The following is a 15,450-nucleotide window of genomic DNA, read 5'->3' as shown; positions in this document are numbered from 1 at the left end:
TTGTCGAACGCATCTGTCCGCTGGTCTGCTTATGTCTTTTTATCACCGCCACGGAAAATTGTACGACTCGGTACAGACAGAAGTGACATCCGTTCGTGCTCACCGATCAGGCGACGGCCACGCAAGCTGGCTTGATTCCGTCATCCACGTCGAAAACAGAAATAATTGCCGTGGCATTCACGACACACGCCGTACGAATTGCCGCGACAGCCGCGTCAATCACAGAAAAGCAGGGGTTTGGTGCGAAAAAACGGCCGAAAACCTCAAAAACCGATCGGTTTTCGCCGGTTTCCGTAATCGAGGCGGATATCGGCGGGTTCGATCTGGTCGCGTCCCGCGATGCGCGCCGCGCCGAAGCCGTTCAGGATCGCGCGGCGCATTTCGCGAGGCGAGGCACGTTTGAGCGCATCGAGCGTGTCGTCGCCGAGCGTCTCGGGAAAGCGCAGACCCCAGTTGTGCGCGCCGCGGATCTCGTCGTAGATCGACTGCGCGATGCGTCGCGCGCCCGCGTGGTCCGGCGGCGGGATCTCGTAGACGTTCATGCGGTTCAGGATCGGCTCGGGGATCGCGCGTTCGTCGTTGGCGGTCGCGATCCAGATCACGTTGCCCGCGTTGATCGGAATTTCGGCGAACTCGTCGATGAAGCTCTGGGCGGTGTCGTGTTCGAGCAGCGCGTACAGCGCGCCGAGCGGATCGTATTGCGAATCGCCGGTCGCCTTGTCGATTTCGTCGACGGCGATTACCGGGTTCGCGTAGCTGCCGTTCACGAGCGCATCGAACACCTTGCCCGGCTTCGCGTTCTTCCATTGCGACGACGCACCCGACAGGATCCAGCCCGCCGTCAGCGAACTCATCGCGACGTATTGGTACGCGGTGCCGAGCAGGCGCGCCAACTGCTTCGCGAAATGCGTCTTGCCGATGCCGGGCTCGCCGAGCAGCAGGATCGGCATCAGTTCGAGCCGGTCCTCGGTTTCGAGGCACAGCGCGACCTGCTTGCGGATGTCGTCGAGCGGCGCGGAAAAATTGGGCAGCGCGTCGATCAGATCGTCGATCGACGGCATCCGGTTCGGCTTCACGCAGAATCGCAGATTGCCGGTTTTCAGCATCTTTTCGTAGGTTGCGCGCAGCGCCTCGTTCGCGCCCTCGCCGAGACCGTTCAGCGCGGTCTCGACCTCGTCCAGGTCGTACACCCGGCTGAACGAGGCCACGGCGATTTCCTGTTTGACCATTGCTGTCGACATCGCTCACCCCGTCTGGCTGATTCTGCGGCGGCGGCGCCTTGTGAGCGCCGATACGAGTCCAGTTTAGCGAGGACATAAACGCGTGCAAGCCAGCAGTCGTGGGGCTCTGCTGCTAACGACCGCTGGCACTCCCATCGTTCTCTGCAATGGATCGTTGCTGAACCGGCTCTCGTCGACCGAGTCCGAAATCGTGGCGGCCATCGGGGGTAAGATGGCTCTTCAATTGCTACGACGAGGCAACCACGCAAGCTACGCGTGAGCGGAGATCCCTCTATGTGGAAAACCAGTATCGTGGCCATGCTGCTTGGCGCTTCATTGCTCGCCCACGCGCAACAACGGCCAGCGCAGCAGGTCGTGCAATGGCAACTGCAGGTAGTGAAAGATGGTCAACAGATCGACTCGTTCGACGGCACCACCACCGTCGGTCAGGCACGCACCGATACGCATCACCAGGTGGTGCAGCACGACGTCGGCTGCAAGGACCAGCCGGGCGGCAGCATCGATCTGTCGCGCACGCTCACGGTGTCGCCGCTGCGCGTCGATCCCGAGGGTGTGATGTTTTCGATCGACACGCAGGAAACGCTCGAGGATAACAATGCGCAGCGCACCAACATCGGCTGCAAGCTGCCCCCGCAGCCGCGCCAGGTAAGCGCAAGTCATCCGGGGCTCGTGGTGCCGCCCGATCAATGGGCGAGCTGGACGATCGTCGATCACGATCCGAACCTCGTGTATCGCTTGCATGCGAGCGTCGTGAGCAGCGGTGCGAACGGCAACGGCACGAATGGAGCCACGAGCGGTGGCACGAGCGGTGGTACAAGCAGCGGCACGAGCGGTGGTACAAGCAGCGGCACGAGCGGCAATAGCGCCGCAGCCGGCGGCAACAAACCGAACTGACAGGAACCGCGCGCCTGACCGACGCGCTCAAACAGAACACGTGGACAACGCGGCATGCGAAACCCAGAAGAATTGATCCGCGAGAGCCTCGCGCCGAATGATTTCGTCGCGGTGAGCTGGAACTTGCACAAGGGCCGCACGCCGCTTGGTTTTCAGGCCTGGCAGGCGATGCAGAGCTGGGTTCAATCGACCCACGCGGACGCCTACTTCCTGCAGGAAGCGATGGCGCGTCGCATGCCGTCGCCGGTTCTGGCGAGCAGCTTCGGCGCGCCGATGGATGATCCGCTGACCGACGTATGGCACTGTCAGGCGACCGAAATCGCGCGCGCGCTCGAACTCGAAGTCGCGCTCGGTCCGAACGTGTTCAAGCCGTCGTGGCGGCACGGCAACGCGATCCTGTCGCCGCATCCGCTCGATCTCGGCGGCCGCTGGGACATCTCCGCGCACCGCTTCGAAAAACGCGGCCTGCTGGTCGCGCGCGCGACGTTCGGCGGACGGCTCGTCACGCTGCTCTGCGCGCATCTCGCGCTGACACGCCCGGCGCGGTTACGGCAGATGAACTGGATCGCGCACTGGATCGCGAAGGAAGCGCCCGACGGTCCGCTCGTGCTGGCCGGCGATTTCAACGACTGGCGCAACGACTCGGTGCCGCTGTTTCGCGAGCACGGCTTGCAGGAAGTCGCGACGCTGCTCGGCGAACCGGCGCGCACGTTCCCGGCGTTCTCGCCGGCGCTGTCGCTCGACAAGATGTTCGTGCGCGGCATGCAGCCGGTCGAATGGATCCAGCCGGCGCAGGAGACCGCGTGGCTGTCGGATCATTTGCCCTATATGGCGAAGTTGCGGCTGGACTAGGCGCCTCCGCTCGTTGCGCTTTCGCCAACGCCAAGCGCGTGCCCCCTCACTCGCGATGCGGCGTCCAGCTCAGCGCCGCTTCGATCTCTTCGCCCGGCTGCAACACGCAGCCGCCAACCTGCTCGCCCATCCCGACCGCGTTGAAGCAATCCGTCGTATTCGTGACCGGCTCCACGCATAGCTGCGGATCGTTGGCCGGCGCGAACACGACCATGTGATCGAACGGCGCGTCGGCGCGCATCGTCAGGCTGCGGCGCTCGTCGGGCCACGCGATCGTCGCCGCGCGCGACCAGTTCGAAAAGTTGTTGTCGAGATCGAACGCATCGGGCGACAGGCCCGCGCGCAACGCATCGACGGCCGGATGCGGGCCCAGATGCGTCGGCAGCACGTCGGCGTCGGCGTGCCACATCGCCTGCACGTCGGCATGGATGCGGGTCGCTTCAGTGCGCGGATAGTACGGGTGATGGCCCATGCCGAACGGCATCGGCCGGCCGGCGAGATTGCGTGCCGACATCGTGATGTAGAGCGCGCCATCGCGCAGCTCGATGCGCTGGCGCGCGCGATAGCGAAACGGCCAGTCGCCGGGCACGCTCGCATCGGGCTCGTGCTCGAAGTGCAAGTCCACCACGTTGCCGCTGCGCGCGCCGACGCGCCATGGATGACGCCACGCGTTGCCGTGTAGCGCATGCGCGAAACGCGGGTCGTTGCCGGCCAGATCGATCATCGCGCCGTCGAACGCGAAGCGCGCATCGCGAATCCGGTTGCAGTACGGCAACAGCGGGAAACTCGCCATGCGCAGCGGATCGCGCGCTGCGAACGCGTCCGGCAGCGCCGGCCGCAGCCAGTGCAACGGCCCCTGCGGCGTGACTTCGTAGAACGCCGCGAGCGCGCCGCCGACCTCCGGCGCGAGCACCGCGCGCAACGCGCCGGCCGACAACGTGACGAGGCGCGCGGCGATCATGGGATCGTCGAGCCACGAGAGTTGCGCCGCCGATCGTGTGACGGCTTGTGCCGCGTGTGGCCGGGCAGGATTCAGGGAAACGTCGCGCATGGTCAGACGAGGCGGAACCGCGAGCAGGTGGCGGCATCAACGTGCATTCGTATCTCCTTTGACAGGCCGCGCACCAGGCGGCCGGCGGACTACCTCAGTCCGCCCGAGCGAGAATCGCACGACAGGGCGTCATTGGTCAATATTATTAGTAATAAATTCGTTCGAACGGGCTCGTAACAGTACGAAAGGTCCCCTCGTCGAAGACGAGTTGGCCCACGTTGCCGCGCGCATATTATTAGTGGTACCGTCAGCAGCATGATGCCGCTGGCATTCCCCTGCTTCCGCGCCGCCTCGCCGCGGCCCGCACAATGAAAAAATCGACTCAGCGCCGCCCGACCATGACCGACATCGCCAAGCTCACCGGCGTGTCGCAATCCACCGTTTCGCTCGTGCTCAACAACGCGGCCGGCGCGAAATTCTCCGAGACCACCCGCAACAATGTCCTCAAGGCCGCGCACGATCTCGGCTACCGGCTGTCGCTGCGCGAGCCGCTCGCGACCTCCAGCGACGAGCGCAATCTGATCGTCTATCTGGCCGACGAAATCTCGACGAGCCCGCATCCGGTCGTCAACATCGACGGCGCGCGCGACGCCGCGTATGCGAACGGCAAGATCCTCGCGGTCTACTCCACTCACGGCAACGCCGACATCGAAAAAAAGGTGCTCGACACGGTGCTCGCGAACCCGCACGTGTTCGGCGTGATCTACGCGACCGTCTACACCCGCAAGGTCGAGCCGCCGACCGCGCTGTCGCAGGTGCCGACCGTGCTGCTGAACTGCTACACCGGCGACGGCACGTTTTCGTCGGTGGTGCCGGCCGAGGTCGCGGGCGGCCATCTGGCGACCGAGTACCTGCTGCAGGCCGGCCACCGGCGCATCGGCTATATCAATGGCGAGCCGTGGCAGGACGCCGCGAAAGACCGTCTGAAGGGCTACCGCACCGCGCTCGCAACCGCCGATCTGCCTTTCGCGCCAGAGCTCGTGCGCGACGGCGACTGGAGCTCGGGCCTCGGCTTCGAGCTGACGCTGTCGCTGATGCGCGAGGTCAATCCGCCCACCGCGATCTTCTGCGCGAACGACCTGACCGCGATCGGCGCGATCGAGGCGCTCAAGCAGCTAGGCCTGCGCGTGCCCGAGGACGTATCGGTGCTCGGCTACGACGACCAGGAAATCGCGCGCCACACGCACCCGCCGCTGTCGACGGTGGTGCTGCCCAACTACGAGCTCGGCCGCTGGGCCGTCGACACGCTGCTGCAGGAAGAGCACAACCGCGCGGCCGGCGCGCCCGTGCGCCATCGCACGGTCAAGCTGGATGGACCGTTGGTCGAACGCACCTCGGTCAGGGTAATTACCGAGACGAAACCGGTGACCATTAATATTATTAGTGATTGACCGATAATAATTCCTGGTGGAATAATCGGCACGTCGGGTCGGGAAGCAAGCGTACCGGTGGGTCATAGCCAACCGCGCGCTCGCCGGTGAAAAACGGTCGGCATCCCGGCTGGACAGAGACAATCCCGAGCAGCAAAAAAAGCAAATACACCGTCACCGGTTACTGGAGGAAGACATGGCGTCGCTCAATACGCAGTCGCGCATGCTCGCGCGCAAGCAGCAGATTCGTCCGCTGGCAGCTTCGCTGCTGGCTCTGGCAATCGGTGTCGGCGCGGCGGCCGCGCATGCCGACGACGCATTGCCGAAGTTGTCGACCAAGACCCCGTTGAAGGTTGGTTTCGCGCAGACCGAAAGCAACAACCCGTGGCGTCTCGCGGAAACCAAGAGCTTCAAGGACATCGCCGCGAAATGCGGCTGGCAGGTCGTGATGACCGACGCCAACGGCTCCAACTCCAAACAGGTCTCCGACATTCAAAGCATGATCGCCCAGCACGTCGATCTGCTGGTCTTCCCGCCGCGCGAAGAGAAGCCGCTTGCGCCGGTCGTGCTGCAGGCGAAGAAGGCCGGCATTCCGGTGATCCTCGTCGACCGTGACGTCGACCAGTCGGTTGCGAAGGCGGGCCGCGACTACATCACGTTCATCGGCTCGGACTTCATCGATCAGGGTCACCGCGCCGCCGACTGGCTCGTCAAGGCGACGGGCGGCAAGGCGAAGATCATCGAGCTCGAAGGCACCACGGGTGCGTCGGCCGCGAACGATCGCAAGAAGGGCTTCGACGAAGTCATCGCGAAGAATCCCGGCATGACGATCATCGCGTCGCAAAGCGGCGACTTCGCGCGCGACACCGGCCGCAAGGTGATGGAAACGCTGCTGCAGGCGCATCCGGACGTGACCGCCGTGTACGCGCACAACGACGAAATGGCGCTCGGCGCGATCGCCGCGATCAAGGCGGCCGGCAAGCAGCCGGGCAAGGACATCCAGATCGTCACGATCGACGGCACCAAGGGCGGCATGGACGCGATCGCGGCCGGCGAGCTCGGCGCGAGCGTGCAGTCGAGCCCGTTCTTCGGCCCGCTCGCCTGCGACGTCGCGCAGCGCTATGCGAAGGGTGAAAAGATCCCGACCTGGGTCAAGGTGTCCGACCGCTTCTACGACAAGGCAAACGTGCAGCAGAGCATGCAGTACGGCTATTGATCGCAAGCATCGGGAAGCGCCCCGCGGCAGCATGTCCTCGGGGACTCCCTTCGGCGTTGTAGCAGGAAGTCACCCGCTCTCCATGAATGTCTCCTCGTCGGGCGGGTGGTGGGAAGGCTTCGAAGCGACGCGCCCGTGACCGACGGACCGTCGCTTCGCTTTTATGCGGGCGTAGCAGGGGCCGCGCGCTGGCGCGACCGGCCCCACGTCGCCGGCAACAGCGCAGTCGGCAATATCGGCAGCATCCGCATCAGGAGAACTCCCGTGACGGAATCTGGCAAAGAGACGCCACACTCCCCCCTTACCCGTTCGCCGCTGCTCGAGATGCAGGACATCGGCATCAGCTTCGGCGGCGTGCCCGCGTTGCGCGGCGCGAATCTGAGCGTCGCAGCGGGCGAAGTGCACGCGCTGATCGGCCAGAACGGCGCCGGCAAATCGACCATGATCAAGATCCTGACCGGCGCCTATCGGCGCGGCTCGGGCAGCGTGCGATTCGAAGGCCGCGAGGTCGATTTCCGCACGCCGAAGCAGTCGCGCGAAGCGGGCATCAGCACGATCTATCAAGAGATCAACCTGGTGCCGTTCCGCTCGGTCGCGGAAAACATCTTTCTCGGCCGCGAACCGCGCCGCTTCGGCTTGATCGACTGGCGCACGGTGCAGCGGCGCGCCGCCGCGCTACTCGATTCGTTCGGTTTGCAGATCGACGTGAAAAAGCCGGTCGGCCGCTACTCGACCGCGATCCAGCAGATGGTGGCGCTGGCGCGCGCGGTGTCGTCGGACGCGAAGATGGTGATCATGGACGAGTCGACGTCGTCGCTCGACGAGCGTGAAGTCGAGCTGCTGTTCACCGTCGTGCGGAAGCTGCGCGACGACGGCCGCGCGGTGATCTTCGTGTCGCACCGGCTCGACGAGTTGTACAGGCTGTGCGATCGCGTCACGGTGATGCGCGACGGCCAGACGGTCGCGCAAAGCACGATGGCCGAGATGGACAAGCTGCAGCTCGTCACGACGATGCTCGGCCGCTCGCTCGCCGCGGTCGTGCAGGACGACACCGCCGCGCGCGAAGCAAATCTCGCGAAGCGCGGCAAGCAGGTGATCGGCGCGACGCAGCTCGGCGCGCCGCCGAAGGTCAACGGCGTATCGCTCGAGGTGCACGCGGGCGAGGCGGTGGGCCTCGCCGGCCTGCTCGGCTCGGGCCGCACCGAAACGATGCGGCTGATGTTCGGCGCCGATCAGCTGGCGCAAGGCTCACTCACGATCGGCGGCGAAACGGTCGCGCTGAAGTCGCCGCAGGATGCGATCGCACGCGGCCTCGCGTACCTGACCGAAGACCGCAAGGGCGAAGGCATCGTCCCCGAGCTGTCGGTGAGGGAGAACCTGACGCTCGTCTGTCTGCGCACGCTCGCTAAGAACGGCATCGTCGACGTGAAGAAGCAGCAGGCGATCGTCGATCGCTTCATCGCGTCGCTCGGCATCAAGCTGCGCTCGGCCGATCAGCCGATCCGCGAGCTGTCGGGCGGCAACCAGCAGAAAGTGCTGCTCGCGCGCTGGCTCGCGGCCGAGCCAACGTTGCTGCTGCTCGACGAACCGACGCGCGGCATCGACGTCGGCGCGAAAGCCGACGTCGCGAAGATCGTGCGCGAGTTGCGCGACGCGGGGCTCGCGGTGCTGTTGTCAGCGTCCGAACTCGAAGAGCTGACCGCGGTCGCCGATCGCGCGGTGGTGATCCGCGACGGCCGCACCGTCGCCGAGCTGAACGGCGCCGACATGAGCGAGACCGCGATCATGGATGCGATCGCCTACGGCAGCGAGGGCCAATCGACGCTCGCGCAAGCCGCGCAATCGGCACACATCGAAGACGCGTTGGAGGGCGACCGTCATGGCGCTTAAGCTGCATTCAAATTCGCTGCGCGGCGATGCGTCGGGCGCCGGTGCGTCGGGCGCCGCCGCTTCGGGCGCCGACACCACCATGATGCAATCGACCAATACCCCGCCCGCGCGGCCCGCGAGCGCCGTGCAGAAGTGGCGCCATCTCGCGATGCAGCGCGAAGTGATCGTGCTGCTCGCGATGGTGCTGTTCAACCTGATCTTCACGCCGCACTTCTGGTCGTTGCAGACCTTCAACGTGAACATGACGCAGGTCGTGACGATCGTGATCGTCGGCATCGGCATGACGCTGGTCGTGGCGACGGGCGGCATCGATTTGTCGGTTGGCGCGTCGATGGCGATTTCGGGCGCGCTCGCGCCAATGCTGTTCCTCAATATCGCGGGACCGCTCGGCATCGCGCTCGCATTCGTGCTGCCGGTGCTGGCCGCCGCGGCGTGCGGCGTATTCAACGGCCTGCTGGTCACGCGATTATCGGTGCAGCCGATCGTCGCGACGCTCGTGCTGTTCATCGCCGGGCGCGGCATCGCTCAGGTCGTCACCGACGGCAGCCTGCAGGCGTTCAACACGCCGGCGTTCCAGTGGATCGCGCTCGGCAAGGTCGCGGGTGTGCCGTTCCAGGTGCTGCTGATGCTCGCGCTCGTCGGCGTGTTCGTGTGGGTCGTGCGCAAGACGCTGTTCGGCCAGTATCTGCTGATCACCGGCGGCAACGAAAAAGCCGCGTATCTGTGCGGCGTGCCGACCGCCGCCGTCAAGATGATCGCGTATACGCTGTGCGCCGCGCTCGCGGGCCTCGCCGGGCTGATCTCGATCTCGGTGAATTCGTCTTCGGATGCGAACGTCGTGGGGCTTGGCGTCGAGCTCGACGCGATCGCGGCGGTCGCGGTCGGCGGCACCGCGCTGACGGGAGGCAAGGCGTATATCGGCGGCACGCTGATCGGCGCGCTGATCATCCAGTTGCTGCGCTATACGCTGCTCGCGCACGGCATTCCCGATGCGGCCGCGCTCGTCGTGAAGGCCGGCATCATCGTCGCGGCGGTTTATGTGCAGCGGCGCTCGCGCTGATTCTGGCGCAGGCTCCCACGCTCATTTTCACGATCTGCGCGCAACCTTTCCGGATTCGATGCGATGAAAAAGAATCTTCCCATTCTGCTCGCGCTCGCGGCGCTCGTCGTCTTTGGCCTCGTGCGCTACGAGCACTTCGGCTCGGCGTACAACATCACGTCGTTCTGGCGCTACAACTCGATGTTCGCGCTGATCTCGATCGGTATGGCCTTCGTGATCATCACGGGCGGCATCGATCTGTCGGTCGGCACGGTCGCGGCCCTCGCGAGCGTGGTCGCCGCATTGACAAGCGTCTACGGCGGCTGGGTCGCGGTGCTGGCGGGCTGCGTGGCCGGACTCGCGGTCGGCGTGCTGAACGGCATCATCATCACGCGGCTCAGGATCCTGCCGTTCATCGTCACGCTCGCGACGAGCCTCGGCGCGCACGGCGTCGCGCTGTTGCTCGGCAAGAACGACGCGGTGTCGATCGCGGCCGATTCGAACTTCGGCAACTTCGGTCAGGGCGACCTGTTCGGGCTGCCGATTCCGGGACTCGTCGCGCTCGCCGCCGCGCTCGCCGGCTGGCTCGCGCTGCGCAGCACGCGCTTCGGGCGGCACTCGCTCGCGATCGGCGGCAGCGAAGAGGCGGCGCGGCTGATGGGGCTGAACGTCGACCGCACGCTGGTGACGGCCTATGCGGTCAGCGGGCTGCTCGCCGGCATGGCGGGCGTGATCCTTGCCGCACAGTTCGGCGCGGGGCAGCCGAACGAAGGCGTCGGCTGGGAGCTGTTCGCAATTTCGGCGGTCGTGCTTGGCGGCACGCTGCTGACCGGCGGCGAGGGCTCGGTCGCGATGACGATTGCCGGCGTGCTGCTGCTCGGGCTCGTGTTCAACCTGCTGAACTTCGAGAACGGGCTCGGGTTCATCAGTCTGTCCGCGTACTGGCAGTCGGTGATTCGCGGCGTGTTTCTGCTGCTCGTGATCGTGCTGCAGGCGCGGGTGTTGAAACAGCGCGGGAAAAAACGGGTGGCGGCGGCATAGCAAGCGGCACCCGCGAGTTGGCGTCATCAAATCCATCGAACAGAATTTTCTTATCTGACTAAGGCTTGCCGCTACAATCGCCGCCCCCGACTCCTATCTGTGTACCGATAGACCAGCCGCGGAACCGTGTGACCGTGACGCGTCCCCGACGCGTTACGTCGTCCCCGATCGCCGTCCTCGGTTCCGTTATTGATCGTCTGTGCGCAACGTCCAGACCGTCGCGGTATTCGTGTTGTCGTCTACCGCGGTGAACTGCTGGTGGCGCCTGCTATCGAGGCCGAAGGCAAGGCCGAACGCAGAGCCCGGCGCAGAGTCGACCTGCAGTTGAGCGACGAATTGTCCGTCGACGGTGAACTCGGTGATTTCGCTGGGATGTTTCGGGTCGGGGTTGACCGCGTCGCCGTTGGCGGTGACGAGGTGCCCGTTGGGCGCGAGCGCCAGTGCAAGCGGACCGTGCAGATGCTTGTTGTCCTGGTAAATCATCCGGCCCATGCCGCCATCGTGATTCGCGCCCGCGGCGCCGTAGATGGCGAACACCGCGTTGTCACCTGTCGAGGCGACATAAAGCACATCCTTCGAGGGGTCGTAAGCCAAGCCCGTGGGGCCGACCACGAGTGCCGCCGGATCGGTACGGTGCATATAGCCTGACGCGATGATGGTCGAGCTATGCAGCATCTGAACGCCGTCATCGCCGAAGGCAAGATCGATCCGCGCGACCTTTCCGTTCAGGACATCCGAGACGAAGACCCGCACGTATTGCCCCCCGTCGATCACGGTGAGATCCCAGGGACCGTCCAGCAGTCTGGAATCTTTCAGTTCCTTCGCGAGCCCGCCCTGCGGATTAATGACGAGCAACGAGCCCGGAGGGATGACGTTCTTGCCATCCGTGGTCGGCACGTTACCCACCAGAACGAAGCCGTTTTTGAGCACCGCGAGCGCCGTCGTGAGACCCAGATTGCTTCCCTGGAAGAAAGTGACTGGATTGCCATTGGGCACGATCTTGACGATCGTCGTACCGGTCCCCTGCAGATTCGACTGCGCATTGAAATTCGACACCACGATATCGCCGGGTTTGAGCGTGCTCCAGGACGGCACGCCGAACGGCACGAACGCCATGCCGTACGGATTGACATCGCCGTTGGTCGGAACGGTCGATGAGGTCACCGCGTGCGGCGGCAGGATCACCTCCTGCGCCTGTGCCGCGACAGTCCCCAACGATAAAGCCAGCAGACCGGCTCGACACACCGCGCGACGCAAACGGCGCGATGCGCGTGCCCGTATCGCCAGTCCGTTGAAGCCTGTGTATGAACCGAATGCAGATATCGCACGAGAAGTTTCCATTTGAACACCTCCTACTAGCAGGGGCGGACGAGGCCGCCAGGACGAATCGCGCACCCACGGCACTGCCTCGCTTTGCGCGACTCGCGTGCTGCGTAAACGACGCAACGTCCGGCGTATTCCCCAAAAAATTGCGCCGTGCGAACGATGTCGAACGCGAGGCGATCTCGATGGCGCCGGCAAGGGTTCCGCCCCATTTGCCAGTTTTATCAGCAGGGTCAATGCTGCACCGCACGCCGCCTTTCGGTATCATCCTGAAATTGTTGTCCGCGCGGCGCGTCGCTTTCTCGCCTGCCGGACAGCCAATGGCAGCCGCCCTGTGCGGCGTTCGCCAAATCGCCGTACCCCGCTGAAGCGCGGCCGCCCTCACGCCAACGTACTTCGCGGCGCCAGCAAGCCGGCGCCGCCGCTTCCCGGTTTGGCAACCCGCTTTACATCGCTCGACCGCCGCGCCGCAGCCCCGCCCCGGCGGGCACGGTAAAATGGCGGATTGCGCGGGAATCCCGACCACGGGTCAGCGCAGCATCGCCCTTGCCGTGCCGGCCGGCTCAGACGACTGGCCGCCTTTGTTTTCGCACTATCCAAGAAGCCATGAGCAACCTGAATTCACAAACCGTCCTGAGCGTCCATCACTGGACCGATACGCTTTTCAGCTTCACCTGCACGCGCGATCCGTCGTTCCGCTTCGAAAACGGCCAGTTCACGATGGTGGGCCTGCAGGTCGAGGGCAAGCCGCTGCTGCGCGCATACAGCCTCGCCAGTGCGAACTACGAAGAACATCTCGAATTCCTCAGCATCAAGGTGCAGGACGGCCCGCTCACGTCGCGTCTGCAGCACCTGAAAGTCGGCGACGAAGTGCTGATCGGCAAGAAGCCGGTCGGCACGCTGGTGGCCGATAACCTCCTGCCGGGCAAGACGCTGTGGCTGTTGTCCACCGGCACGGGCCTCGCGCCGTTCATGTCGATCATCAAGGATCCGGACATTTACGACCGCTACGAGCGCGTGGTCCTTACGCACACCTGCCGTTTCGTCGACGAACTCGCGTACAAGGAATACATCACCGACCACCTGCCGGCGCATGAACACCTTGGCGAGCTGGTGCAGGAAAAGCTGCTGTACTACCCGACCGTCACGCGTGAAGCGTTCCAGAACCGGGGCCGCATCACCGAGCTGATCGAAACCGAGAAGCTGTTCGCCGACCTCGGCGTGCCGGGTTTCTCGCTCGAGAACGACCGGGTCATGCTGTGCGGCAGCCCGCACATGCTGCGCGACACGCGCAAGCTGCTCGAAGACGCGGGCTTCAAGGAAGGCAGCAACAACGAGCCGGGTCATTACGTGGTCGAAAAGGCCTTCGTCGGCTAAGCCGGCATTGCCTCTTCGCGGCCCGCGCGCCGCGAAATCCAAAAAAAGGAGCCTCCGGGCTCCTTTTTTGTTGCTCCGTTACAAATTGGAGCCCGTCGCATCACCTTCGCTGTCAGAATTCCTCTGACATGACGAGTATGCGCAAAACATCATGTAAATTCTGAAAACTCGGCGCTAACCCTTGGTGTGACTGCTTTTTTAATCTTTTTGGGATATCATCGCGCCGCGAGATCAGACGAATTCGTGCACCGATTTTCGTCAACCCGAGTTGTTACTGGATGTAAATTTCGTTACGTTGGGCCATCGTGTTTCGTCCGTCGCGCTGGTTACCCGATGGCGGGACGCGAAACCTCGTGATGCAGGCTTTGATTCCGTCTGCGCGCGCCCGCTTCGCTGTCCACTCCGCTTCCTGAGAGGGAAATTCATGGATACGTCGACTGCCGTCCCGTTCAACGCTCCGCTGGCCTCGTCCGCGCAGCGTGATGGCTTCGACATGCCATCGCTCGCCGCGCGCGAGATCGAGCGACTGCGCGCGCGGGTGCGCGAGCTGTCGGCCGAACTGGTCGACGCGCAGGAAAGCGTGCGCCGTCACGTCGCGCGCGAGCTGCACGACGGCGTCGGCGCCGAACTGACCGCGACGCGCTTCGCGCTCGCCGGCGTCGAAACCTGGCTGCCTGCCGACGCGCCGCCGCAATGCGCGGCCGCGCTGGCGGTCGCGAATCGTTCGCTCGACGCGGTGCACGCGGCGAGCCGTGAGGCCATCGCGCAACTGCACGCGCCGTCGTTCGAGACGGGCCTCGCCGGCGCGCTGAAGTGCTGGGTCCGCGACTTCTCCACGCGCACCGGCTTACGCACCACCTTCACCTGCAGCGACGACGCGCGGCTCGCTCGCCTGCCCGCCGATGCGGCGCTCGCCGTGTTCCGCGTCGCGCAGGAAGCGCTGAACAACGTCGCGAAACACGCACGCGCGACCTCAGGCGACGTGCGCGTCGAAACCGGCGCGCGTCATCTGAGGCTCTTCGTCAGCGACGATGGCATCGGCTTGCCGGGCGCCGCGCGCGAACGCGGCGGTCAAAAAGAACCCGGCAAGCATTTCGGCCTCGCCGGCATGCAGGCGCGCTGCGCCGCATTCGACGGCACGCTGCGTATCGGCGCGAGGCGCGCGAGCGTCGGTGGTGGCGAGGACAGCGACACCGGCAGCAACGGCATCAACGCCGCGCGCGGCACCGTGATCCAGGCCCGCTTCGCGTGGCACGCGCTGCTGGCGGCCATCCCCGCCCCGCGCGCCGCCCGGCGCGCGCTGCAATCGTGAGCCCGCGATCATGAGCCTGCGTATTCTGATCGTCGAAGATCACGCGGTGGTCCGCCAGGGCGTTCGCCAGCTGCTGCTCGATCGCGGCGTCGCACGCGAGGTCGCCGAGGCGCAAAGCGGCTCCGAAGCGCTCGACTCGGTCGTCCATCAAAGCTTCGACGTCGTGCTGCTCGACATTTCGCTACCCGACATGAACGGCGTCGAGGTGCTCAAGCGTCTGAAGCGCAAGGCGCCGCGCGTCGCGGTGCTGATGTTTTCGATGTACCGCGAGGACCAGTACGCGGTGCGCGCGCTCAAAGCCGGCGCGTCCGGCTACCTGTCTAAAACGGTCGACGCCGCGCAGATGATCGGCGCGATCCAGCAGGTCGCGGCGGGCCGCAAGTACGTGAGCCTCGAGATGGCCGAGGCGCTCGCCGACTACGTGTCGTTCGACGGCGAGCAGTTGCCGCACGAAAAGCTGTCCGATCGCGAATACCAGACGCTGTGCATGCTCGCATCGGGCAAACGGCTCACCGATATCGCGGCCACGCTGTCGCTGTCGGTGAAGACGGTCAGCGTGTACCGCACGCGGCTGCTCGACAAGATGAAGCTGCGCAACAACGCCGAGCTCACCTTCTATGTGATGAGCAACCGCCTCGTCGATCTGAATCCCGCGATGGCCGGCTAGGTCCGCAAGCGCCGCCGGTCGTGCCTGCGGCGTCGCGCCGCAGTCCTCCGACCGCGGCGCCGGCGCAGACGAAGAGATTCCCTCCTCGTCAATCGCTTATTCAGTAAAGGCTTCACTGCCGCGCCGCTTCCGGCACCGCAAGGCCACCTCGAAGTCCCCTCCTGGCGAGAGTTTCCG

General features: G+C 65.0%; 13 protein-coding genes. 10 read left to right on the top strand and 3 right to left on the bottom strand.

Features of this window, described 5'->3' with window-relative positions; all coding sequences use genetic code 11:
* Positions 1 to 263: 263 nt before the first annotated feature.
* Positions 264 to 1,241, bottom strand: coding sequence for an AAA family ATPase (locus EVC45_RS04280; RefSeq protein WP_129956784.1), 978 nt, complete (start codon positions 1,239 to 1,241; stop codon positions 264 to 266).
* Between the two features lie 273 nt (positions 1,242 to 1,514).
* Here EVC45_RS04280 and EVC45_RS04275 point away from each other — a divergent pair, with 273 nt between their 5' ends.
* Positions 1,515 to 2,135 (top strand): hypothetical protein, encoded by a 621-nt coding sequence (locus tag EVC45_RS04275; RefSeq protein ID WP_129956783.1) that lies wholly within the window; start codon positions 1,515 to 1,517, stop codon positions 2,133 to 2,135.
* Positions 2,136 to 2,189: 54 nt separating this feature from the next.
* Positions 2,190 to 2,987, top strand: coding sequence for an endonuclease/exonuclease/phosphatase family protein (locus tag EVC45_RS04270; protein ID WP_129956782.1), 798 nt, complete (start codon positions 2,190 to 2,192; stop codon positions 2,985 to 2,987).
* Between the two features lie 46 nt (positions 2,988 to 3,033).
* Here EVC45_RS04270 and EVC45_RS04265 read toward each other — a convergent pair whose 3' ends face one another.
* Positions 3,034 to 4,038 carry an aldose 1-epimerase gene (locus EVC45_RS04265; protein ID WP_129956781.1) on the bottom strand — a complete coding sequence of 335 codons (1,005 nt, stop codon included), beginning with the start codon at positions 4,036 to 4,038 and terminating at the stop codon, positions 3,034 to 3,036.
* A 338-nt stretch (positions 4,039 to 4,376) separates the two neighbouring features.
* Here EVC45_RS04265 and EVC45_RS04260 point away from each other — a divergent pair, with 338 nt between their 5' ends.
* The 5 genes from EVC45_RS04260 to EVC45_RS04240 all read left to right on the top strand — a co-directional run bounded on the left by EVC45_RS04260 (position 4,377) and on the right by EVC45_RS04240 (position 10,594).
* Positions 4,377 to 5,429, top strand: coding sequence for a LacI family DNA-binding transcriptional regulator (locus tag EVC45_RS04260; RefSeq protein ID WP_129956822.1), 1,053 nt, complete (start codon positions 4,377 to 4,379; stop codon positions 5,427 to 5,429).
* Positions 5,430 to 5,604: 175 nt separating this feature from the next.
* Positions 5,605 to 6,624 carry an ABC transporter substrate-binding protein gene (locus EVC45_RS04255; RefSeq protein WP_129956780.1) on the top strand — a complete coding sequence of 340 codons (1,020 nt, stop codon included), beginning with the start codon at positions 5,605 to 5,607 and terminating at the stop codon, positions 6,622 to 6,624.
* Positions 6,625 to 6,948: 324 nt separating this feature from the next.
* Positions 6,949 to 8,514, top strand: a complete 1,566-nt coding sequence (locus EVC45_RS04250) for a sugar ABC transporter ATP-binding protein (protein WP_248295028.1) — start codon at positions 6,949 to 6,951, stop codon at positions 8,512 to 8,514.
* A 79-nt stretch (positions 8,515 to 8,593) separates the two neighbouring features.
* Complete coding sequence (locus tag EVC45_RS04245) at positions 8,594 to 9,574, top strand: ABC transporter permease (RefSeq protein ID WP_129956821.1); 981 nt, start codon at positions 8,594 to 8,596, stop codon at positions 9,572 to 9,574.
* A 63-nt stretch (positions 9,575 to 9,637) separates the two neighbouring features.
* A complete protein-coding gene (locus tag EVC45_RS04240; RefSeq protein WP_129956778.1) occupies positions 9,638 to 10,594 on the top strand; it encodes an ABC transporter permease in 957 nt (318 codons plus the stop codon).
* 186 nt (positions 10,595 to 10,780) lie between these two features.
* On the opposite strand, the gene EVC45_RS04235 is transcribed toward EVC45_RS04240, so the two are convergent.
* Entirely contained in the window at positions 10,781 to 11,935 is a 1,155-nt protein-coding gene (locus EVC45_RS04235; protein WP_248295027.1) for a hypothetical protein, read from the bottom strand.
* A gap of 588 nt (positions 11,936 to 12,523) precedes the next feature.
* On the opposite strand from EVC45_RS04235, the gene EVC45_RS04225 reads away from it, so the two are divergent.
* The 3 genes from EVC45_RS04225 (at position 12,524) to rqpR (ending at position 15,273) form a co-directional block, all read left to right on the top strand.
* Positions 12,524 to 13,294 (top strand): ferredoxin--NADP reductase, encoded by a 771-nt coding sequence (locus EVC45_RS04225; RefSeq protein ID WP_062125522.1) that lies wholly within the window; start codon positions 12,524 to 12,526, stop codon positions 13,292 to 13,294.
* Positions 13,295 to 13,718: 424 nt separating this feature from the next.
* Positions 13,719 to 14,606 carry a sensor histidine kinase gene (locus tag EVC45_RS04220; protein ID WP_129956777.1) on the top strand — a complete coding sequence of 296 codons (888 nt, stop codon included), beginning with the start codon at positions 13,719 to 13,721 and terminating at the stop codon, positions 14,604 to 14,606.
* Positions 14,607 to 14,616: 10 nt separating this feature from the next.
* Positions 14,617 to 15,273, top strand: coding sequence for a response regulator transcription factor RqpR (gene rqpR, locus EVC45_RS04215; RefSeq protein ID WP_129956776.1), 657 nt, complete (start codon positions 14,617 to 14,619; stop codon positions 15,271 to 15,273).
* Positions 15,274 to 15,450 lie beyond the last annotated feature (177 nt).

It is taken from the genome of Paraburkholderia sp. UYCP14C (assembly GCF_004197395.1).
Lineage (GTDB): Bacteria > Pseudomonadota > Gammaproteobacteria > Burkholderiales > Burkholderiaceae > Paraburkholderia.
Note: the sequence above shows the minus strand (reverse complement) of the source record. Positions and strands in the feature narration are given on the sequence as shown.

Bases quoted from the DNA above. Each gene is read 5' to 3' on its own strand.
- EVC45_RS04280 (WP_129956784.1), bottom strand. From the start codon at position 1,241: ATGTCGACAGCAATGGTCAAACAGGAAATCGCCGTGGCCTCGTTCAGC.
- EVC45_RS04275 (WP_129956783.1), top strand. From the start codon at position 1,515: ATGTGGAAAACCAGTATCGTGGCCATGCTGCTTGGCGCTTCATTGCTC.
- EVC45_RS04270 (WP_129956782.1), top strand. From the start codon at position 2,190: ATGCGAAACCCAGAAGAATTGATCCGCGAGAGCCTCGCGCCGAATGAT.
- EVC45_RS04265 (WP_129956781.1), bottom strand. From the start codon at position 4,038: ATGCGCGACGTTTCCCTGAATCCTGCCCGGCCACACGCGGCACAAGCC.
- EVC45_RS04260 (WP_129956822.1), top strand. From the start codon at position 4,377: ATGACCGACATCGCCAAGCTCACCGGCGTGTCGCAATCCACCGTTTCG.
- EVC45_RS04255 (WP_129956780.1), top strand. From the start codon at position 5,605: ATGGCGTCGCTCAATACGCAGTCGCGCATGCTCGCGCGCAAGCAGCAG.
- EVC45_RS04250 (WP_248295028.1), top strand. From the start codon at position 6,949: ATGCAGGACATCGGCATCAGCTTCGGCGGCGTGCCCGCGTTGCGCGGC.
- EVC45_RS04245 (WP_129956821.1), top strand. From the start codon at position 8,594: ATGATGCAATCGACCAATACCCCGCCCGCGCGGCCCGCGAGCGCCGTG.
- EVC45_RS04240 (WP_129956778.1), top strand. From the start codon at position 9,638: ATGAAAAAGAATCTTCCCATTCTGCTCGCGCTCGCGGCGCTCGTCGTC.
- EVC45_RS04235 (WP_248295027.1), bottom strand. From the start codon at position 11,935: ATGGAAACTTCTCGTGCGATATCTGCATTCGGTTCATACACAGGCTTC.
- EVC45_RS04225 (WP_062125522.1), top strand. From the start codon at position 12,524: ATGAGCAACCTGAATTCACAAACCGTCCTGAGCGTCCATCACTGGACC.
- EVC45_RS04220 (WP_129956777.1), top strand. From the start codon at position 13,719: ATGGATACGTCGACTGCCGTCCCGTTCAACGCTCCGCTGGCCTCGTCC.
- rqpR (WP_129956776.1), top strand. From the start codon at position 14,617: ATGAGCCTGCGTATTCTGATCGTCGAAGATCACGCGGTGGTCCGCCAG.